General features: G+C 67.7%; 17 protein-coding genes. 6 read left to right on the forward strand and 11 right to left on the reverse strand.

Going from position 1 to position 20,232, the window contains the following annotated elements:
• Positions 1 to 128: 128 nt before the first annotated feature.
• Complete coding sequence (locus ACFVUS_RS11930; RefSeq protein WP_387764177.1) at positions 129 to 752, reverse strand: metal-dependent phosphohydrolase; 624 nt, start codon at positions 750 to 752, stop codon at positions 129 to 131.
• A 98-nt stretch (positions 753 to 850) separates the two neighbouring features.
• On the reverse strand, positions 851 to 1,297 hold the full coding sequence (locus ACFVUS_RS11935; RefSeq protein WP_387764180.1) for a winged helix-turn-helix transcriptional regulator: 447 nt from the start codon (positions 1,295 to 1,297) through the stop codon (positions 851 to 853).
• 83 nt (positions 1,298 to 1,380) lie between these two features.
• Here ACFVUS_RS11935 and ACFVUS_RS11940 point away from each other — a divergent pair, with 83 nt between their 5' ends.
• Positions 1,381 to 2,745, forward strand: a complete 1,365-nt coding sequence (locus tag ACFVUS_RS11940; RefSeq protein WP_387764182.1) for an MFS transporter — start codon at positions 1,381 to 1,383, stop codon at positions 2,743 to 2,745.
• Positions 2,690 to 3,682 carry an SMP-30/gluconolactonase/LRE family protein gene (locus ACFVUS_RS11945; protein ID WP_387764184.1) on the forward strand — a complete coding sequence of 331 codons (993 nt, stop codon included), beginning with the start codon at positions 2,690 to 2,692 and terminating at the stop codon, positions 3,680 to 3,682. Before ACFVUS_RS11940 ends, ACFVUS_RS11945 begins: the two co-directional genes overlap by 56 nt.
• 13 nt (positions 3,683 to 3,695) lie before the next feature.
• Here the strand turns inward: ACFVUS_RS11945 and ACFVUS_RS11950 are convergent, their stop codons facing one another.
• Both ACFVUS_RS11950 and cobA read right to left on the reverse strand, forming a co-directional pair.
• Entirely contained in the window at positions 3,696 to 5,156 is a 1,461-nt protein-coding gene (locus ACFVUS_RS11950; protein ID WP_387765525.1) for an MFS transporter, read from the reverse strand.
• 205 nt (positions 5,157 to 5,361) lie between these two features.
• Positions 5,362 to 6,639, reverse strand: coding sequence for a uroporphyrinogen-III C-methyltransferase (cobA, locus tag ACFVUS_RS11955; protein WP_387764186.1), 1,278 nt, complete (start codon positions 6,637 to 6,639; stop codon positions 5,362 to 5,364).
• Positions 6,640 to 6,827: 188 nt separating this feature from the next.
• On the opposite strand from cobA, the gene ACFVUS_RS11960 reads away from it, so the two are divergent.
• Positions 6,828 to 7,775 (forward strand): hypothetical protein, encoded by a 948-nt coding sequence (locus ACFVUS_RS11960; RefSeq protein ID WP_387764188.1) that lies wholly within the window; start codon positions 6,828 to 6,830, stop codon positions 7,773 to 7,775.
• Here ACFVUS_RS11960 and ACFVUS_RS11965 read toward each other — a convergent pair.
• Positions 7,772 to 9,118 carry a DoxX family protein gene (locus tag ACFVUS_RS11965; protein ID WP_387764190.1) on the reverse strand — a complete coding sequence of 449 codons (1,347 nt, stop codon included), beginning with the start codon at positions 9,116 to 9,118 and terminating at the stop codon, positions 7,772 to 7,774. The genes ACFVUS_RS11960 and ACFVUS_RS11965 overlap by 4 nt on opposite strands.
• Before the next feature lie 313 nt (positions 9,119 to 9,431).
• On the opposite strand from ACFVUS_RS11965, the gene ACFVUS_RS11970 reads away from it, so the two are divergent.
• Entirely contained in the window at positions 9,432 to 10,565 is a 1,134-nt protein-coding gene (locus tag ACFVUS_RS11970; RefSeq protein WP_387764192.1) for a phosphotransferase family protein, read from the forward strand.
• 14 nt (positions 10,566 to 10,579) lie between these two features.
• A complete protein-coding gene (locus ACFVUS_RS11975; protein WP_387764194.1) occupies positions 10,580 to 11,680 on the forward strand; it encodes a hypothetical protein in 1,101 nt (366 codons plus the stop codon).
• Between the two features lie 196 nt (positions 11,681 to 11,876).
• Here the strand turns inward: ACFVUS_RS11975 and ACFVUS_RS11980 are convergent, their stop codons facing one another.
• The 6 genes from ACFVUS_RS11980 to mqo all read right to left on the reverse strand — a co-directional run bounded on the left by ACFVUS_RS11980 (position 11,877) and on the right by mqo (position 18,916).
• Positions 11,877 to 12,269: a cobalamin biosynthesis protein gene (locus tag ACFVUS_RS11980; RefSeq protein ID WP_387764196.1), complete on the reverse strand. Its 393-nt coding sequence runs from the start codon at positions 12,267 to 12,269 to the stop codon at positions 11,877 to 11,879.
• Positions 12,270 to 12,411: 142 nt separating this feature from the next.
• Complete coding sequence (locus tag ACFVUS_RS11985; protein WP_387764198.1) at positions 12,412 to 13,851, reverse strand: cobyrinate a,c-diamide synthase; 1,440 nt, start codon at positions 13,849 to 13,851, stop codon at positions 12,412 to 12,414.
• An 85-nt stretch (positions 13,852 to 13,936) separates the two neighbouring features.
• On the reverse strand, positions 13,937 to 14,557 hold the full coding sequence (gene cobO, locus ACFVUS_RS11990) for a cob(I)yrinic acid a,c-diamide adenosyltransferase (RefSeq protein ID WP_387764200.1): 621 nt from the start codon (positions 14,555 to 14,557) through the stop codon (positions 13,937 to 13,939).
• 153 nt (positions 14,558 to 14,710) lie between these two features.
• Positions 14,711 to 16,888 (reverse strand): magnesium chelatase subunit D family protein, encoded by a 2,178-nt coding sequence (locus tag ACFVUS_RS11995; RefSeq protein WP_387764202.1) that lies wholly within the window; start codon positions 16,886 to 16,888, stop codon positions 14,711 to 14,713.
• 90 nt (positions 16,889 to 16,978) lie between these two features.
• Positions 16,979 to 17,431, reverse strand: coding sequence for a GNAT family N-acetyltransferase (locus ACFVUS_RS12000; RefSeq protein ID WP_387764204.1), 453 nt, complete (start codon positions 17,429 to 17,431; stop codon positions 16,979 to 16,981).
• An 18-nt stretch (positions 17,432 to 17,449) separates the two neighbouring features.
• Complete coding sequence (gene mqo, locus ACFVUS_RS12005; RefSeq protein ID WP_387765528.1) at positions 17,450 to 18,916, reverse strand: malate dehydrogenase (quinone); 1,467 nt, start codon at positions 18,914 to 18,916, stop codon at positions 17,450 to 17,452.
• Positions 18,917 to 19,149: 233 nt separating this feature from the next.
• On the opposite strand from mqo, the gene ACFVUS_RS12010 reads away from it, so the two are divergent.
• On the forward strand, positions 19,150 to 20,199 hold the full coding sequence (locus tag ACFVUS_RS12010; RefSeq protein ID WP_387764206.1) for an alpha/beta hydrolase: 1,050 nt from the start codon (positions 19,150 to 19,152) through the stop codon (positions 20,197 to 20,199).
• The last annotated feature ends 33 nt before the right edge of the window (positions 20,200 to 20,232 follow it).

The raw sequence follows: 20,232 nt of genomic DNA on the forward strand, positions 1-20,232 counted from the left end.
CCGCCGTCTCATCCGCGATCCGGATGCGGCGGCGGGCTTTGGCGTGTCACCCAATGCCGCTGGCGCACAGCGGGTGTGGATCCCGGCCAAAAGCACGCCGGGATGACGGGCAGGGTGAGGGGCTCGGATCAGGCGAGGGTGGCGAGTTCGGCGGAGAGGTTGGCGCGGGCGGCTTCGTCGTAGCGGGCGCGGCCGATGGGGGTGCGGAACAGGTGGGGCTGGTCTACCAGGCCGCGTAGGACGGCGGCGCGGCCGGCGCGGAAGAGATCGTCCGGGACGTGGGCATATTCGGCTCGTACGGCGGCCGTGTAGGCGGCGTAGGCGGGCTCGTCGGCGGCGAGGATGGCAAGGTCGGCATCGCAGAGCACCTCGCCGTTGCGGTCGCCGGGGGCGGGATGGTGGCCCGCGGTGAGGCGGACAAGGCGGGCTATCTCGGCGATGGTCTCGGCGTTCAAACCCAGTGCGGGGAGCGCGGATTCGGCGAGCGCCGCGCTGGCCTCCTCGTTGTCGCCGCCCTCCACCGAGTAGACGGCGTCGTGGAAGAAGGCGGCGTAGCGGACGGCCGCCAGGTCCGCGGCGTCGGCGGCGAGGTCGTCGATGACCGCGAGCATGGCGGACAGATGTTCGACGGTGTGGTAGCGGCGGTGTGGTTCTCGATAGCGGCGGACCAGGTCTTCGCCGAGGTCACGCGCATCGGGTCCGGCCAATTCGGTCCAGCGGTCCAGCAGGTCCGCGTCCAGGTTTCTCCCCATCCAGGCAGTCTGCCGAATTCCCCCGGGCGGCAACAGTCCTGGGCCGCGGTGGTTTTCACCACTGCACCGATGCGGCTGGGCGGCGCAGCGGCCACAGTTCAGCCCAGTTTGGCGACCGCGACATCGTCGGGGGTGAGTAGGCGGCCGTCGTGGGCATGCACCTCGAGCGGGGCGAGGGGTTGGCCGTCGCGGCGGTCCAGGAGTTCGGAGTGGGGTTCGGCGGCGGTGAAGGAGAAGGCTTCGCCCCATTGGCGCAGGGCGACGATGACCGGGAAGAGGGCTCGGCCTTTTTCGGTGAGGACGTATTCCTGGTACGGGCTGCCGTCGGCGATCGGGGTGGTTGCCAGGATGTCGTTGGCGACCAGGTCGCGCAGGCGGGTGGCGAGGATGTTCTTGGCCACGCCGAGGCTGCGCTGGAATTCGTTGAAGCGGCGGCTGCCGTCGAAGGCATCGCGCACGATGAGCAGCGACCACCAGTCGCCGATGGCATCGACCGAGCGGGCGACGGGGCAGTCGGCATCGTCGAATCGGGTGCGTTTGACCAAGGCTCGGCCTCCGGAATTGTTGGTTGCATCTTGCTACTACTCCACTCTAGCTTAGGTAGCAAGATGCAACCACTGGAGGGTGTATGACGCTCGAACACAATCGGCCCACGACCGAACCGCCCACGGTGGCAGCCCGGCCCGGTCACCGTGCGGACGAATCATCCGGGGCCGGAGCGCAACCGAGCCGCTTGGCGCTCGCGGTGTTCGCCATAGCGAGCGGAACCGCCGTGGCGAACGTGTATCTGGCGCAACCATTGCTGGCCACGCTCGGCGCGGAGTTCGGCATCGGTGAGCAGGCGGTCGGCGGCATTGTCACCGCTACGCAGATCGGTTACGGGCTGGGGCTTTTCCTGCTCGTCCCGCTGGCGGATCTACTGCCCAAGCGGGGGTTGGTCTCGGCACAGTCGCTGCTACTGGCGGTGGCGCTGCTGGTATTCGCCACGGCCGCACACACTCCCGTGCTGCTCGGCGCGGCCGCGACCGTCGGATTTCTCGCCGTGGTGGCGCAATCACTGGTCGCCTATGCCGCGGCGCTCACCGGGCCGGGTGATCGCGGACGGATCGTCGGGCGGGTCACCAGCGGGATCGTCATCGGAATTCTGCTGGCGCGCACGATATCCGGGACCATCGCCGATGTGGCGGGCTGGCGCGCGGTGTATTTGACCTCGGCGGCGGTGACGCTACTGCTGGTGTTCGCCATGCGGCGCACGCTGCCCTATGTGCCCGGGCGGGGCGGACCACTGCCCCGGCACGATATAGACGACGACCTCGGGGTTGGCGGCGAGCGCCCGGACTCGGTACCGCGATATCCGGCGCTATTGCGTTCCACCATCACACTTTTCGCCACCGATCCGCTGCTGCGCACCCGCGGACTGCTGGCCCTGCTCATCTTCGCCGCGTTCAGCACGCTGTGGAGCACGCTCGCGCTGCTGCTCAGCACCGCGCCGTTCACGCTGTCGCACACCGCGATCGGCGCGTTCGGCCTGGCCGGTGTCGCGGGCGCGGCGGCGGCGACTCCGGCGGGACGGCTCTTCGACCGGGGACGGGGCCGACGAGTGACGGGGTTCGCGTTACTACTGCTGGTCGCGTCGTGGCCATTGCTCGCACTGACACCGAAATCGCTGGTGGCCCTGGTGCTCGGCATCGTTGCCCTGGACGCCGCCATTCAGGCCGTGCACGTCACCAGCCAGAGCATGATCTACTCGCATCGCCCCGATGCGGGCAGCCGGATCATCGGCGGCTACATGATCTTCTACTCGGTCGGCAGCGCCGCCGGAGCACTGGCCGCCACCACTGTGTACGCGGCCTTCGGATGGCTCGCGGTATGTCTGCTGGGCATCGGATTCAGTCTCACCGCCCTCGGACTGTGGTGGCGCGCGGATACTGTGAACCATGCCGATGCAGCCCCGCCGCTGGACTCCCCCGCCCGCCCCGCCCCGTGCTCGTGACACCCGCAGCACCCCGGAGATGCCTCCGCTGCGCTTGCTCGAATTGCCCGGCAAGGGACCGGAAGACGTGGTCGTCGCCGCCGACGGGCGCCTGCTCACCGGTATCGACAATGGCGCGATCCTGGCGGTCGATCCGGAGACCGGGGCGGTGGAGCAGATCGCCCACACCGGCGGGCGGCCGCTGGGTCTGCACGCGGAAGCCGATGGCTCGCTGCTGATCTGCGATGCGCAGCGCGGCCTGCTGCGGCTGGACAAGCCGGGTGGCGAGATCGAGGTGCTGGTCGCCGAGGTCAACGGGGAACCGCTGAATTTCACCAGCAATGTGGTCGCCGCCGCTGACGGCACCATCTACTTCTCGGAGTCCTCACGCCGCTGGCCACTGCGCGAGTGGATGGGCGACATCATGGAGCATTCGGGCACCGGGCGGCTGCTGCGCCGGAATCTCGATGGAACCATCGAAATCCTTTTGGACGGACTGGATTTCGCGAATGGCGTGGTGCTCGCGCCGGATGGTTCGAGCGTGGTGGTCGCCGAGACCGGGGCGTATCGGGTCACCCGCTACTGGTTGTCGGGTGAGCGGGCCGGGACCAGCGATCCGCTGGTGCAGAACCTGCCCGGCTTCCCGGACAATATGCTGCTCGGCAGCGATGGCCTGGTGTGGGTATCACTGGCGTCCCCGCGAAACCCCTTGCTGGACACACTGCTTCCGCTGCCCGGCGTGCTGCGCAAGATCTCCTGGGCGATTCCCGAACGCCTGCAACCGAAACCGGCGCGCACCGTCTGGGCGATGGCCTTCGATTTCGACGGCAACCAGGTGCACGATCTGCAACGCGCGGGCACCGACTACGCGCTGGTGACCGCCGTCGCCGAACACGACGGCAATCTCTACCTCGGCAGTCTGTCCGAACCGGCCATCGCGGTGACGCGAGTGCCGTAGAAACCCTTGGGCCCTAGGACTTCTGGGCCTCATCCTGCGCGTGCTGCGCCTGCTGCAATTGCGCGGGCGTATAGCGCAGGGTCAGCGCGAGCAGACCGAGCACCGCGGTGCCGATCGCGCACACCAGCAGCACCAGGGTGTAGCCGCTGCCCAGTGCCTCGATCTGCACCGGGTTCATCTCGGTGACCTTGCCGGTGGATCCGCCCAGGGACAGCGTGCGGGACAGCGCGACCGGGCTCAGCACGCCCACCGCGAACGGGGTGCCCATATTCATGAACATCTGCCCGACCGCGGACAGCGGGCCGATATGCGCCATGTCCACACCGACCAGTACACACAGCGGCAGGATGACGATCGCGGTGCCGACGCAGAAACCCACCACGCACAGCAGGATCAACAGCGTCGGGAAGTACTCCACCGAACCATCGATGGTGGAACCGAAATACAGCCCGGCCGCCAGCACCAGCGCGGCGGAGAACAGCAGCCAGCGCGGAGCCACATACTGCGCGGCCTTGGAGGCGACCGCGGTGCCGACGCCCGCGCCGAGGGTGAACGGAATGCTCGCCAGACCGGCCATGAGCGGGCTGTAGCCGAGCACGTTCTGCAGGAACTGGGCCACGAAGAAGGTCGTCGCGCCCAGTACGCCCGAGGTCAGGAAGATGGCGATGAAGGTGGCGACGCGATCGCGGCTGTCGAACAGCGACCACGGCAGCAGCGGGTTCTCGACATTACGTTCGGCGAGGATGAATACCACCAGCAGCACCAGACCGCCGATCACCGAACCCAGGATAATCGGGCTGCCCCAACCCAATTCGGGGCCTTCGGTCGCGCCGAACACAATGGCCACGCAGGCGAGCGTGCCCAGTACCGCCCCTCGAATATCGAGGGAGATGCGCTGGTGCGCGGTATCGCGCAGCTCGTTGATCGCGCCGATGACGATGAGAATGCCGATCGGCACATTGATCCAGAAGATCCAGCGCCAATCCAGCTGGGTCAGCGCACCGCCGATGACCAGACCGCCGACCGAACCGATACCGACCATGGAACCGAAGATGGCGATGGCCTGATTACGCGCGGGACCCGGGGCGTAGGTGCTGGCGACCAGTGCGAACGCGGTCGGCGCGGCGATGGCGGCGCCGGTGCCCTGTAGGGCGCGGGCGGCGATCAGCCAGGCCTCGTTCTGCGCGCTGCCGCACAGCGCGGACGCGACGGTGAACAGTGCGACACCGAGAATCAGCATGCGCTTGCGACCGAAGGAGTCGCCGAGGCGACCACCCAGCAGCATGAGCCCCGCGAACGGCAGACCGTACGCCGTCACCGTCCAGGCACTGCCCGCACTGGACAGGCCCAACTGCTCCTGTAGTCGGGGCAGCGCCAGGATCATGACGGTGCCGTCGAGCACCACCATCAGCTGCAACCCGCTCAGGACGAGAATCGCGAGGCCGAACGCCCGCTTGGTCACCGGATACTGCATCGTCGCAGCGGGATTATCGAGCACTCCGACACTGTAATGGATACCCGGCGCGGCCAACCGATCTCGTGCTGGGCAACGACCGGCCTCGACCGCGGAGTGGCACCGCCCCCGGAGCGGATTCGGTGAACCGCTGACGCGGGGTCTCGGGGGCTTCGCCCCCAAACCCCCAGATACACAGGCTCGGCCGCCAACACGGGCACGGTTGTCAGTGCGCTCCCGCGTCCAGTGATTCGGTGTCGGGGGCTCCGGCGGTGAAACCGGCGGTGGGGCCGATGACGATGATGGCCGGGGGGCGGATGGCTTCGGCGCGGACGCGGTCGGCGACCGTGGACAGGTCGGCGCGGACGATGCGCTGGGTGCGCAGGCTGCCTTCCTGGACGATGGTGACCGGGGTGTCCGCGGCGCGACCGCCTTCCAGCAGGGCCGCGGCGAATTTGTCGATGCGCTCGACGGCCATGAGCAGCACGATGGTGCCGCGCAATTTGGCCAGGGCGGGCCAGTCGACCAGGGAGTCCGGATGATCGGGGGCGACGTGACCGGAGACCACGACGAATTCGTGGGTGACACCGCGGTGGGTGACCGGGATACCGGCCAGGGCGGGCACCGAGATGGCGCTGGTGACGCCCGGGACGACCGTCACCGGGACACCGGCCTCGACACAGGCTTCGAGTTCCTCGTAGCCGCGGCCGAAGACATAGGGGTCGCCGCCCTTGAGCCGGACCACGAATTTGCCCGCCTTCGCGCCCTCGATTAGCGCGGTATTGATGGCCTCCTGGGCCATGGCGCGGCCGTACGGGATCTTGGCGGCGTCCACCACCTCGACATCGGGGCCGAGTTCGGCGAGCAGCTCCGGCGGCGCGAGACGGTCCGCGACAACGAGATTCGCGCGCGCCAGCAGGCGACGGCCGCGCACGGTGATGAGGTCCGGATCGCCGGGTCCGCCGCCGACCAGGGCGACGCCGGGAGTCACCGGACCCGAATCATCGGTCACCACACCGGATTGCAACGCCTCCAGCAGGGCGGTGCGGATCGCGGCCGAACGGCGATGCTGACCGCCCGCGAGCACGCCCAGGCTCATACCGTCGTAGCGCGCGGTGGCGGGGGTGACGGCGGTGCCGAGCCGGGCATTATCGGCGCGCACGCAGAAGATGCGCCTGCGGGTGGCCTCTTCGACCACGGCGGCATTGGTTTCGGGTTCATCGGTGCAGGTCATGGCGTACCACGCGCCGTCCAGATCGCCGTCGGCGTAGGCGCGCAGTTCCAGGGTGAGCTGACCCGAGGTGGCCATACCTTCCACCGCGGGGGTGGCCTCGCGGCTGATCACATGCACGTCCGCACCGGAGGCGATGAGCAACCCGAGTCGCCGCTGGGCGACCGTTCCACCGCCGACGACGACTACGCGCCGACCGTTCAGATCGAGCCCGACCAGGTAGTTCGGGTCGCCAACGGGCTGTTCATCGGATGCGTCTGACGTGTACTGCACGAGGATTGAGCCTACGGCCTGGTAGCGAGCGGTCCACAATCGACCGGCGTCCGCGCAGCAACCGTTATAGATCGCACCGCGGTCACGTGGCGGATCTCGGCTGGATGGCGATCCGTGCGCCTGGCCCCGGAAACTCGTTCGGCTTCCTATGCTTTATAGCTATGATTCGCCGCGGGGTTGTGGTCCGAATGTTCGCAGTTCTGGTTTCCCTGACCCTCGCGGCCGCCGCGCCCGCCGCGGCCGACTCCGCCGCCGGGACCCTGCCCGCCGCGACGACCGGCGTCGAGGCGACCTACGCGCAACCCGGCCCGTGGGCGGTGACGACGCAAAAGGCTTTCGGCTGTTGCGATTCCACCGGGGCGGCCTATGACATCTGGTATCCGGCGAATCTCGGGGCGGGCGGAGTCCGGCATCCCGTCATCACCTTCGGCGACGGCACCAATGCGGTGCCGAGCCAATACGAGTATCTGCTCACGCATTTGGCGTCGTGGGGGTTCGTGGTCATCGCCACCGAGAACAAGCAGACCGGGTCGGGGGTGGATATCGCCGGGGCGGTGGACTTCCTGCTGAATCGGGCCGCCGATCCGGCGAGCGTCTTCCACGATCGACTGGACCCGAATGCGATTGGCGCGGTAGGACATTCGCAGGGCGCGACCGGGGCGTTGAACGCCATGGCGAATTCGGGCGGGCGGATCGAGACCGTGGTGCCGATCGAGTTGCCGATTCAGATCCTCTGCGCCACCGGATCGTGGTGCCCGGATACCGGGAAGCTGGGCAGCGGTTCGGTATTCCTGGTGAACGGCTCCGCGGACTTCCTGATCTCACCCTCGGAGCAGGCGCTGCCGCGACAGCTGATCGGGCTGCAATCGATTCGGGCGTACTACGAGGCGATCCCGAATTCGATTCCGAAGGCGTGGGGAACGATCCTCGGGCCGAATCACAATGATGTGCAGGGACAACCGGATTGTGCGGGAGCGGCGTTCCCGTGCGCGGTCGGGGTGTACGGATATCTCGGGTATCCGACCGCGTGGCTGGCGGCCCGGCTGCTCGGCCGGGAAGACGCGCGGAGCGCCTTCACGACCGGCGGGGAGTTCTTCGCGCCGAATCCCGGGTGGGCCAACCAGATCGGGAACTAGTTCACGCCCTTGGGGTTGTCCTGCACCAGGTTCAGACCGCCCTTGCGCACCGGCATGGCGCTGTCGTCGACGCGGGTGAGGGACAGGGTCACCGGGTGGCCGTCCAATTCACCGGTGAGAACCAGGCGATCCGCCGCGGTGCGGTCGTAGGTGAAGCTGGCCAGCGGCTGTTGAGCATCGGGTGATTGCAGGGTGAGATGGTGTGCGCCACTGTCGTATTCGGTGGCGACCGAGACCAGGCTGTCGTCCATGCGCTGGTAGGTGGCGTACTCGCGGTAGTCGAAAACCAATCGCCGCCAGCGGGTTTCATCGGTGAGCAACGGTGGCACCGGCTGGCCGTCGCGGGTGAACTCGGTGACATTCCAGATGCCGTACAGCTCGGGTTTGCCTCGGCCCGGACCGTATTCGTGCCAGCCCTGCCAGCTCCCGACCACCTGCGCCAGTACGAACCAGGCCGCCAGCACCACCAAGCCGATGTCGGCGAACCGGCGCGAACGCGGCGTCCGGAATGGTGTGGGCGCGGTCGACGGACCCGCGGGTTGACCGAGCAGCACCGCCGTGAGCCTGCGCGCATCCGGGGCCAGCAGCACCAGCGAGAGCAGCAGCAGGTGGAATGAGAGCAGTTTGACCGGCACGTCGAAGGTCATATTGAGCACCCACACCTGCGCCATGCTGACCAGGCTGAGCAGTACGCCCGCGAGGCGCGTGCGCGGCATGAGCAGCAGCAGGCCGCCGAGCACCTCGGCGATGCCGAGCAGACCCTCGTATACCGGTGACGTGCCGACCTGATTCCACAGCACCGCCATATGGCTGAAATCGCCGTACGGCTGGATGAGCGTGGCCAGACCGGGCTCCTGCATCTGGAGCGGAATCGCCTTGGCGAAGCCGTATCCCAGCATCTGCCCCGCCAGGATGAGCTGGATGAAGAGCAGGAACCAGCCCGCGAGGCGGCGGTATTCGGTGCGTTTGCGATCCAGGACGGTCCACACCGCGGTCACGACCAGCGCGAGGATCAGGATGCAGAACACCAGGACCCACAGGTACGCCTGATCTCCGCTGCCGGATTCGAACCGCAAGCGAGCGTCGATGCCGAAGATATTGCGCCCCACCCACTCCACGACCGGGTGCGGCAGTTGCGCGTAGTCCATGACCATGCCGTCCGGGGTCCAGAGCGCGATGACGCCGATGAACGCGAACAGCGGCTGCGGGTAGATGACGCAGAATAGGGTCAGGTATGCGATGCCGAAGCGAAAGCCGATGCGCGCCAGTGGATTCCAGACCCTTGCGGGCTCGGGGCCGGGTGGATCGACGTCCGCTTCGACGACGACCGCTGCTGTGCTCATTCCGTGCTCCCGTCTCGCCGAATGTTCAATTCGACGGTAGGGAAATCACGGTCGCGGCGAATCCCCCGCGCGTAGCGTTCGGTCATACCCCAGCGGGATGGTGCGGGTCCCCCCACGGGACTACGTGCCAGCACTACCGACTTACCAGAATGCGCGTCGAGAGGCATCCCATTCACCGGTACTTACCAGCCGAACCCCTGCACATTTCAACTGCAACACGTTACATTTCTGCACATCGTGTGGAACGCGCCACATGCGGACTCACCAGCCCGAACCGCGCGCACACGCCGCCTTTTCACGCCAGGAGGAAAGAATGTCGGCCGACGACCCCAACCAGAGATGGGAACTCACCGTCTCCGACCGGGACGATGCACAACTCGCGGAGCAATTGGCCGCCTGGCTCGCCACCAAGGTCGAAGCCGACGACGCCCCGCGCGTCACCTCGCTGACCAAGCCGCAGGCGGGCGGCATGTCCAGCACCACCCTGCTGTTCGACGCCGAATGGACCGAGAACGGCGCGCCCGCGGGCGGATCCTATGTGGCGCGGATGCCACCGGAGGCCAGCTCGTTCCCGGTCTTCGAGAAGTACGACCTGCAGGCCCAGTACGACATCATGGCCGCGGTCGCCGAGGCCACCGATATCCCGGTGCCGCCGCTGTGCTGGATGGAGAACGACGCCTCGATCCTGGGCTCGCCGTTCCTGGTGATGAAGCGGGTGAGCGGCCGTGTGGCGGAAGACAATCCGCCGTACGTGTTCTTCGGCTGGGTGTTCGACTCGACCCCCGAGGAGCGGCTGGAGATCACCCGCAAGACCGTCGATGTGATCGCGCGCGTGCACAATATCGACAAGCCCGAAGAGCGCTTCCCCATGCTGCACGGCGAAGGTTCGGCGCTGCGCAGGCATTTCGACGCGCAGAAGCGCTGGTACGACTGGGCGCTGGCCAATGACGGATTCCGAATTCCGTTGCTGGAGCGCACCTTCGAATACCTGGAAGCCAATTGGCCGGATGACTCCGCGCCCGATGTGCTCAGCTGGGGTGACGCACGCCCGGGCAACATCATGTTCTTCGAGGACAGCGGTGACACCTCCGCCGTGCTCGACTGGGAGATGGCCGCCATCGGACCGCGCGAGCTGGATGTGGCCTGGCCCATCCTGATCCACCGGTTCTTCCAGGACATCGCGACCACGTTCGATCAGCCCGGACTGCCGGACTTCCTGCGCCGCAGCGATATCGAGAAGCTGTACGAGGAAGCCACCGGGCACGCCGTGCGCGATCTGGACTGGTACCTCACCTATGCCGCACTGCGGCACGGCATCGTCATGGCGCGCATCAAGCGCCGGATGATCCACTTCGGCGAGGACACCGACACCGCCGACCGCGACGACTACGTCATGCACCGAAAGCTGCTCGAGGCTCTGCTCGACGGCACCTACGCCTGGGATTGAGAGATATGCGACCTATGATCGGTCCTCTGGACGAATACCCGATCCACCAGACGCCGCAGCCGATGGCGCGAGTCGCCAGCAGCGACAAGAACTTCTACGACCGCAGCTACTACAACGCCATCGACACCGCTGGTGATCTCATGCTGGTCACCGGGTTCGGCGTGTACCCGAACCTGGGCGTCACCGATGCGTTCGCCACCGTGCGGCGCGGCGATATCCAGCATTCGGTGCGGTTCTCCGATGCGCTCGAAAAGCGCAGCCTGGATCTGGCGGTCGGCGGCTATCGCATCGAGATCATCGAGCCGCTGCAGAAGCTGCGGGTGATCTGCGAGCACGAGACGCTGTCCTTCGATATGACCTGGGAGGGTTCGTTCCCGGTCGTGCAGGAGGAGGCGCACACCATCATCACCGGGATGAACAAGGCCATGATCGAGGCGCAGCGCTTCGCTCAGGTCGGAAGCTGGTCCGGCACACTGAATGTGGACGGCACCGACTTCGCGGTCGATCCGGGCAGCTGGATGGGCACCCGGGATCGCTCCTGGGGTATCCGGCCGGTCGGCGAATCCGATCCGGCGGGACGGCTGGCTTCCGAACCGTCCGAAGGCTTCTGGTGGCTGTACGTGCCGCTGCGCTTCGACGAGTTCTCCATCATCGTCATCGTGCAGGAGGAGCCCAATGGGTTCCGCACGCTCAACGATGCCACCCGCATCTGGAATGACGGGCGCATCGAGCAATTGGGCTGGCCGCGTGTGCATCTGACCTACAAGTCCGGCACCCGCATCCCCACCGCCCTGCGCCTGGAACTCACCACCCCCGACGGCAAACCGCTCGAGGTGGAGGTCGAGGCGGGCACGTTCATCGCGCTGCACGTGGGCGCGGGCTACGGCGGCGACCCGGACTGGCAGCACGGACAGTGGAAGGGCCGCAACTGGTCCGAGTCCAAGCGCTACGACCTGACCGATCCGGCCAACGCCGGCCGCATCCCCTTCGGCGTCATCGACCACGTCGGCAAGGCCCGCTGCGGCGATGCCGAGGGCTGGGGCCTGTTCGAACACGGCTCCCTGGGCCGCCACGACCCCACCGGCTTCGCCGACTGGGGTTCGGTAGCCCCCTGACCCACCCCGAAAGCGGCGGATCCCGCAGTCCCAACCCGTGATCCGCCACCCGCCGCGCTCGCCGACTACCCAACCGGTCGGCGAGCGCGGCGGCGCTGTATCACCGGGGCGGCCACACCTGGCGTGCCGATCGGAATACGTCGGCGATTTCGCCCGCCGCGCATACGGCTGCGCATCCGACCAGCGCTGTGCGCTCTCAGCGTCGAATAACCGCTGCCGCCAAGGCGATTCCCCTGTGTACCCGCTTGGGGACAGCCAGTTCGCCGCCTCCGGCGGCAAGCATCGCGGCGGCCTCCGCCACACTCGGGGTTCCGAGGGCCTGGGCGGTGACCGCGGAGGGGTTGGGCACTTCCACCCTCGCCAATTCACCTGGGGCGAAGGACATCACCGGCACCCCGAGTTCGCGCGCTGCGGCCACGAGGCCCAATTCTCCCGCACGTCTGTCCACCGTGGCGAGGCAGCCGATCACGCTGTCCCCCAATACTTCCCGGATCGCCGCGACGATGACGGCGGCCTCCACGCCGGTTCGGGTACCCACACCCACGGCGAGTACGGGCCGCTCGCCTCCGGTTTGCGCGGGTCTGCTCATCGGCGGCCTCGCGCGACGTGGGACCTCCGTGACCGGAGGTCGTGCGCGGATTCGAGCGGGTGGTTCCCGGCGGTGCGGACCGCCGAACTCGGTAATCGACTCGGTGCGGATCTCTCCGGGCCGGGCCGGGTGCGGCGGCGTCTCATACGAGCGCTTCGTCGTCGGCGAACGCGCGGGCGGTGGCGACGAATCGCGCTATCGCGCTCGGGTTTCCGGCGGGGTGGGTGTGCAGGTAGGAGGCGTGGACGTGATGCGTTGTCGCGCCTTCGCGGACGGTTTCGCCGGAGGGGGCACGCCAGGCCCAGGCGGCGGGATTCGACGCGGAGGCGGTGAGGCGGGTGCGGTGGAATTCGTGGCCTCGGATGCGTTCGCCGGCGCGCCAGAGGGGGGAATCGGTGAGGGCTACCGCGTCTCGGTAGCCGAGGGTGAGGCGGGGGCCGAATTCTGCTGTGGCGTCGATGACTCCGGCCATGGTGTGGCCGTCAAGGGAGCGGGTGAGGTAGAGCAGGCCCGCGCATTCGGCGTGGATCGGGAGGCCGCGCTCGGCCCGGGTTGCGATCTGTTCGAGCAGGGGCATATTGGCGGCGAGAGCGGCGGCGTGCTCCTCGGGGAAGCCGCCGGGAATCACCAGACCCGCTGTGCCGGACGGGAGTTCATCGCGCATCGGGTCGAACACTACAACCCGCGCACCCGCCGCCTCCAGCAGTTCGCGATGCTCGGCATAGCCGAAGGTGAAGGCGGCACCACCCGCGACGGCGATGATCGGGCTCGTGCGGGTCACGGGTTGCCCGGACTCGGCGATGAGAGCGCCTGCGCCGGAACCCGATTCGGCGGCGAGGCGCAGTTCCTCGGCAGGATTCCAGCTCGGGCCGGTGACCTGAGAGCTCGCCAGCGCGACGACCTCGGGCAGATCTATGTGTGCGGCAACGAGATCTGTCATCGCGTCCACGGCCGCCCGAGCGGCGGAGCCGTGCTCTACGGCCGGGATCAGGCCGAGATGCCTGGAGGGGACCTCCAATTCGGCCAGGCGCGGGAGTGCGCCGAGCACGGGGAGGCCGACTCGGGCGCAGGCGGAGCGCAGGACCTGTTCGTGCCGTTCGCTGCCCACGCGGTTGAGAATCACTCCGCCCAAACGGATTCCGCTGTCATAGGTCGCGAAACCGTGCAGCAGGGCGGCCAGGCTCTGGCTGTGGCCACGAGCGTCGACGACGAGAATGACCGGTGCGCCGAGCATGGCGGCGATCTGCGCGGTGGAGCCCTCGGCGATGGGGTCGGTGTTGTTCTCGTCGATGCGGCCGTCGAACAGGCCCATGACGCCCTCGACCACGGCGATATCGCAGTCGGCGCTGCCGTGCAGGTAGAGGGGCTCGATGCGTTCGGGACCGCACAGCACCGGATCCAGGTTGCGGCCGGGGCGACCGGCGGCGAGGCCGTGATAGCCCGGATCGATGTAATCGGGGCCGACCTTGAACGGAGCCACCCGGTGCCCGGCGCGCCGCAGCGCACCGATCAATCCGGTTGCGAGCGTGGTCTTTCCGCTGCCCGACGCGGGCGCGGCGATCACCACGGCGGGCACGCTCACAGCGCACCGCCCGGGTGCCCGGCGGTCCCGCACCCCACACACCCTCCGGCGTGGGCGAAATCGCCTGCGCACCTTTGGATCGCGCTCACCATTCGATACCGCGCTGACCCTTGCGGCCCGCGTCCATGGGGTGCTTGACCTTGGTCATCTCGGTGACGAGGTCGGCTACGTCGAGCAGGGCCTGTGGGGCGTCGCGGCCGGTGATGACCACGTGCTGGTTGCCGGGGCGATTGCGCAGGGTTTCCACCACCTCGTCGACGTCGACCCAGCCCCATTTGAGGGGGTAGGTGAATTCGTCGAGGACATAGAAGCGGTGCTGTTCGGCGGCGAGGCGTCGGGAGATCTCCTGCCAGCCCGCGAGAGCCGCGGCGGCGTGATCTTCATCGGAGCCCTGTTTGCGCGACCAGGACCAGCCCTCACCCATCTTGTGCCATTCCACCGCGCCGCCCGCGCCGGTCTCCTCGTGCAGGGTGCCGAGGGTGCGGAAGGCGGCCTCCTCGCCGACCTTCCATTTGGCGCTCTTCACGAACTGGAACACCGCTACATCGAAGCCCTGATTCCACGCCCGCAACGCCATCCCGAAGGCCGCGGTCGACTTCCCCTTGCCCGGCCCGGTATGCACGGCCAGCACCGGCAGATTCCGGCGCTGCCGCGTGGTCAGCCCGTCATCGGGAATGCTCTCGGCCAGCGGAACACCCTGAGGCATGGAATCGAACTCCTCTCACCGCGCGGCGACCGCCGAACGCTCGACTTCCACGTTGCCATATGGCTCCGGAGGATTCGCCGCCGGGCAGCATCGGATCAGGTCAGCGCGTGCGCCACGCCGCTATGACGTACAGCGCGCGGTCGATGTTCCCGGTCAGGCGGCGCGGGTGGCGCGGACGGCGCCGGCGACCGAATCCCCGGTGAGTTCGGAGAGTTGGAGGTAGCCGGCGCGGAGGTCGCGGGCGAGGTCGCGGGCCAGGCCGAGGCGGATCATGCCGCGTTCGCAGTCGATGACCATGGCGGTGACCGATTCGCCTGCGAGCAGGCGGGCCGCGGTGCGGGCGCGCGGGACCGGGGTGGGGCCGCCGGTGGCGCGGCCGTCGGTGAGCATGACCAGCATGGGGCGGCGGTGTGGGTCGCGGACGTGTTCGCGGTGGATGACCTCGCGAGCCTTCAGCAGGCCCTGGGCGAGTGGGGTTTTGCCGCCGGTGCGCATATCGGCGAGGCGGCGGACCGCGATATCGACCGAGGAGGTCGGGGGCAGTACGAGTTCGGCGTCCGCGCCCCGGACGGTGATGACGGCGACCTTGTCGCGACGCTGGTAGGCGTCGCGAAGCAGGGCCACCACCGCACCGGTGACCGCGGCGAGGCGGTCGCGGGAGGCCATGGAACCGGAGGCGTCGACGACGAAGACGACCAGATTGCCTTCGCGGCCTTCGCGATACGCGCCGCGCAGATCGCCGGGGGCGAATTCGATCGGGCCGGAGATACGGCCGCGAGCGCGCTGGTGCGGGGCCGCGGCGAAGATGGTGCCGAGCAGGTGCAGGCCGGTGCCGGTTTCGGGGGTGGCGCGCACGACGCGGCCCTGCCGGGTGCGGGCGCGGGAGCGACGGCCCGGAGCGCCCTCGCCGACGCCGGGGACCTCCCAGCGCGGGGGTTTGGCGATGGATCCGGCGGGGGCGGCGGAGCGGCCTTCGCGGGCGGATGCCTTGCCGCCGTTCGGGTTCCGGTCGGCATCGGCGGATTCGCTATCGCGCCCGTCGGGTTCGCCGAGCGGCGCGTCCGGCAGCGCGGCATCGTCCGATGCGTCCGGGAGCGACCCATCCCGCGATGCGTCGAACGAATCCTGTTGCGCACCATCGAGTGCCGGGTCGTGCTGCGCCGGATCCGAATTCGCGCCCTTCGGCCCGGCATTCGCGCCCTGTGCCGAATCCGCTTCGCTCACGGGCGAATTCGGATCCTCCACGCCACCGTCGGGATCATCGTCCGGGTCGAGGTCCTGCGGCTCCGCATCCTGCGAAGCCGCATCACCTTTTCCCAGGTCGTCACCGGCGCGAGCCGCTTCCTCAGCCGCTTTGGCCATGGCGTCGTCGAGTTGTTCCTCGCTGATGCCGGGTTCGTCGAATGGATCGCGCCTGCGGCGATGCGGCAGCGCCAGTTCGGCGGCGATGCGCACATCGGCCTCGGTGACGGCGTCACCGCCGCGCCAGGCGGCGTGCGCGGTGGCGGTGCGGGCGACGACCAGATCGGCACGCATGCCGTCCACGTCGAAGGTGGCGCACAGGGCCGCGATCCGGCGCAGCTCCACATTGTCGAGCGCGATATCGGGCAGCCGATCGCGCGCGGTCAGAATGCGTTCGGCCACTTCACGATCGGCGGGCGCGTAGTCCGCGGCGAATCCGGTCGGATCGGCCTCGTAGTCGAGGCGGCGGCGCACGACGGCCATGCGGGTGTCCACATCGCGCGAGGCGACGACATCCACGGTGAGACCGAAGCGGTCCAGCAGCTGCGGCCGGAGTTCACCCTCTTCGGGATTCATGGTGCCCACGAGCACGAATCGCGCCGGATGCGAATGCGATACGCCGTCCCGCTCGATATGCACGCGGCCCATGGCGGCGGCGTCGAGCAGCACATCGACCAGATGGTCGTGCAGCAGGTTCACCTCGTCGACGTAGAGCACGCCGTGATGCGCCGCGGCCAGCAGACCGGGCTTGAACGCCTGCTCCCCGTCGCGCAGCACCCGCTCGAGGTCCAGCGACCCCACCACGCGGTCCTCAGTGGCCCCCACGGGCAACTCCACCAGCCGAGCCGGGCGCGCCCCACTCTCGTCCACCACGGGCGGCAGCAATTGCGCCAGCGCGCGCACCACGGTCGATTTCGCGGTCCCCTTCTCACCGCGCACCAGCACACCGCCGATACCGGGATGCACCGCGCAGAGAATCAATCCCAGCTGCAACCGTTCCTGCCCGACGACCGCCGAGAACGGAAAGCCTGCCTCGATATCGGAGGCCGCGCGCTTGGATTCGGTGTACACCGCAGAGGAAACCGCCACACCCCAACTCTATGCGCGCCCCCGGGCGCACCGGCCGTGACCCCGCAAAAGATAACCCCGCAACCGAATTCGGTTGCGGGGCTTCACGTCTCAGCCTCGGCGCATCGGGATGTGCGGGATGCCGTCTTCGATGTACTCTTCGCCGTCGATCTTGAAACCGTGCTTGGTGTACATATCGACCAGGTAGGTCTGGGCGTTCAGGCGAACCGTCGCGCCCGAGCCCGCCTCGGCCAGCGCGGCCTGCAGCAGGCGGGTGGTGTAGCCGTGCCCGCGGGCCGCCGGGGTGGTGCACAGGCGGCCGATGCGGAAGGACTTCACGCCGTCGTCATGCTCTTCGAGCAGTCGGAGGGTGCAGATGACATCACCCTCGTCGTCGAGCCAGAAGTGCCGGGTTTCCGGACCGAGGTCGAGACCGTCGAGTTCGGGATAGGCGCATTTCTGCTCGACGACGAAGACCTCCACGCGAAGTTTCAACAGCTTGTACAGAGTCGAGGTGTCCAGATCCTGGGCCCACGACCTTTTGAGAGCAACCGTTGACATCATCGATTGTTGCTATCACACCTAGGCGTGAGATGCGACCCCGGAATGCTTCGGCGTGTTCGCGTCGGCCAGGTGCAGGGCCTTCTGCGACCAATCCCAGACCTCGGAGAACAGCGCCTGATTCTCGGACAGCTTCACCCCGAGCGAGGGCACCATTTCCTTGAGTTTCGGCTCCCACGAACCGAATTCACGCGGGAAGCAGCGCTTCATCACATCGAGCATGGCGCTCACACAGGTCGACGCGCCCGGCGAGGCGCCGAGCAGACCGGCGATGGTGCCGTCCTCGGCCGCGACGACCGCGGTGCCGAGCTCGAGCACACCGCCCGCGCCCTTGCGGCGAATGACCTGCACGCGCTGACCGGCGATGATCAGATCCCAATCGTTGCCGTCGGCACGCGGGAGGAACTCCTCCATCGCGCTCACCCGATCGCTCTGCGAATTGAGCAGCTCACCCACCAGGTAGTTGACCAGGCTCAGTTCGGTGACACCGACACCCAGCATGGAGAACAGGTTGTTCGGCTTCACCGACTTGAACAGATCGGTGAGCTTGCCGTCCTTGAGGAACTTGGGCGTCCAGCCCGCGTACGGGCCGAACAGCAGCCCGCGCTCCCCGTTGATGACGCGAGTGTCCAAGTGCGGCACCGACATCGGCGGCGCGCCGACCGAGGCCTGGCCGTACACCTTGGCCTCGTGCTGGCGGATCAGCTCAGGGTTCTTGCAGCGCAGGAACAGACCCGACACCGGGAAGCCACCGAAACCGGAGATCTCCTTGATGCCGGACTTCTGCAGCAGCGGCAGCGCGCCGCCGCCCGCGCCGACGAAGACGAACTTGGCGTGGATGACGCGGGTCTTACCGTTGCGCAGGTTGCGCACCTTGACCAGCCAGGAGCCGTCGGACTGCTTGGTGAGGTTCTTGACCTCCTGCCCGAAGGCGATATCCGCGCCGGACTTGCCGAGATACGCCAGCAGCTCCTTGGTGAGCTCGCCGAAGTCGATATCGGTGCCGTAGTCGGTCCAGTTCAGCGCGACCGGATCGGAGAAGTCGCGGCCCTTGGCCATCAGCGGTAGTCGCCGCGCGAACTCGTCCTTGTCGTTGATGTACTCCATGCCCTCGAACAGCGGATGCCGCGACAGCGCCTCCTGGCGCTTGCGCAGGTATTCCACACCGTCCGCGCCGTGCGTGAAGCTCACGTGCGGGATGGGGTTGATGAAGTTCGAGGGATTGGCCAGGATGCCGTTCTCGACCGCGTGCGACCAGAACTGGCGCGACACCTGGAAGCGCTCGTTGATATCGATGGCCTTGGCGATCTCCACCGAACCGTCGGCGTTCTGCGGCGTGTAGTTCAGCTCGCAGAGGGCGGAGTGACCGGTGCCCGCGTTGTTCCACGGATCGCTGGACTCCGCGGCGGCGGCATCGAGACGCTCGAAGAGCGAGATCGACCAGTCCGGCTGCACCTGTCGAAGCAGTGCGCCGAGGGTGGCACTCATGATGCCTGCGCCGATGAGGACTACATCGGTCTTTTCAATCGTGGCAGCATTGTTCGACACGGCGTTGATCGACTTCCTTGTCTGTGTAGGGCAACCCAGCGGCAGTTAGGTTACCCGTCGTTCACCTAAGTTCGATTGTGCCCCTGGACACGCCGAAATCAGGCAGCGAAAAGGCCGAATGTGAGAGATACCTCCAAGCTCATTTTTCACCTTCGCCGTTTACATTGGGCCATGTGACCTCTGATACGTCATCCACCGCAACCACGTCCGCATCGACCCCGGCGGCCGGCGTTTGGCAGCCCGACGTGCTCGGATCCGATTATCAGCAGCTGACGTTGGCGCTGGGGCCGGACCCGGACGGTCAGGGCGACGCGTTCGCCACGCTGATCCGCTACACGCCCGAGGCGCGGCCGGTCGCCACCAGCGCCGTGCTGTACGTGCACGGGTTCACCGACTACTTCTTCCAGGAACACCTCGCCCAGCACATGACGGCGCAGGGGATCGCGTTCTACGCGCTGGATCTGCGCAAGTGCGGTCGCTCCACCCGGGACGGGCAGACACCGCACTATGTGACCGATCTCGCGCTCTACGACGTGGAGCTGAATCGCTCGCTGAAGATCATTCGCGAGGAGACTGGGCTGCCCGTGCTCGTGATGGGGCATTCGACCGGCGGACTGGTCACCTCGCTGTGGCTGAACCGGCTCAACGCGGCGGGCGGGTCTCGGGCGCAAGGGATTTCGGGGCTGGTGCTGAACAGCCCGTGGTTCGATCTGCAAGGGCCGTCCTACTACCGCAACCCGCTGAGCAACGCCGTGTTGCAGGGTGTCGGCAAGTTGAGCGCGCTGACCGCGCTGCCGCTGGGCAAGGCGACCACCTACGGAGACAGCCTGCACAACACCGTATCCGGGGAATGGGATTACAACCTGGATTGGAAGCCGTTGAGCGGCTTCGCCGTTCACGCGGGCTGGCTGCGCGCGATCCGGCGCGGGCATGCCCGGGTGCATCGCGGGCTCGATATCGGGGTGCCCGCGCTGGTGCTGCGCTCCAAGGTGACCAAGTTCATGGCCAAGTACGGTCCGGCCGCCGATGTCTCGGACGTGGTGCTGGATGTGAAACAGATTCAGCGCTGGGCCGGGTGCCTGGGCGATCGCACCAATATCGTGCCGATCGAAGGCGCACGTCACGACGTGTTCCTGTCCTCGGAGCAGCCGCGCACACAGGCGTTCGCGGAATTGGATTCCTGGCTGACGTGGCTGGCGGAGTCGCCGCAGGCGAAGGCGTAGGGCCCGGAAAAGCGGCTGACCGCGCCTCGGATT

This window comes from Nocardia sp. NPDC058058, from assembly GCF_042885355.1.
Classification (GTDB): Bacteria; Actinomycetota; Actinomycetes; order Mycobacteriales; family Mycobacteriaceae; genus Nocardia.

Coding starts and splice junctions, on each gene's coding strand:
- ACFVUS_RS11930 (WP_387764177.1), bottom strand. CDS start 752: ATGGGGAGAAACCTGGACGCGGACCTGCTGGACCGCTGGACCGAATTG.
- ACFVUS_RS11940 (WP_387764182.1), top strand. CDS start 1,381: ATGACGCTCGAACACAATCGGCCCACGACCGAACCGCCCACGGTGGCA.
- ACFVUS_RS11975 (WP_387764194.1), top strand. CDS start 10,580: ATGATCGGTCCTCTGGACGAATACCCGATCCACCAGACGCCGCAGCCG.
- ACFVUS_RS11945 (WP_387764184.1), top strand. CDS start 2,690: ATGCCGATGCAGCCCCGCCGCTGGACTCCCCCGCCCGCCCCGCCCCGT.
- ACFVUS_RS11965 (WP_387764190.1), bottom strand. CDS start 9,118: ATGAGCACAGCAGCGGTCGTCGTCGAAGCGGACGTCGATCCACCCGGC.
- mqo (WP_387765528.1), bottom strand. CDS start 18,916: ATGAGTGCCACCCTCGGCGCACTGCTTCGACAGGTGCAGCCGGACTGG.
- ACFVUS_RS11970 (WP_387764192.1), top strand. CDS start 9,432: ATGTCGGCCGACGACCCCAACCAGAGATGGGAACTCACCGTCTCCGAC.
- ACFVUS_RS11950 (WP_387765525.1), bottom strand. CDS start 5,156: ATGCAGTATCCGGTGACCAAGCGGGCGTTCGGCCTCGCGATTCTCGTC.
- ACFVUS_RS12000 (WP_387764204.1), bottom strand. CDS start 17,431: ATGATGTCAACGGTTGCTCTCAAAAGGTCGTGGGCCCAGGATCTGGAC.
- ACFVUS_RS11960 (WP_387764188.1), top strand. CDS start 6,828: ATGTTCGCAGTTCTGGTTTCCCTGACCCTCGCGGCCGCCGCGCCCGCC.
- cobO (WP_387764200.1), bottom strand. CDS start 14,557: ATGCCTCAGGGTGTTCCGCTGGCCGAGAGCATTCCCGATGACGGGCTG.
- ACFVUS_RS11980 (WP_387764196.1), bottom strand. CDS start 12,269: ATGAGCAGACCCGCGCAAACCGGAGGCGAGCGGCCCGTACTCGCCGTG.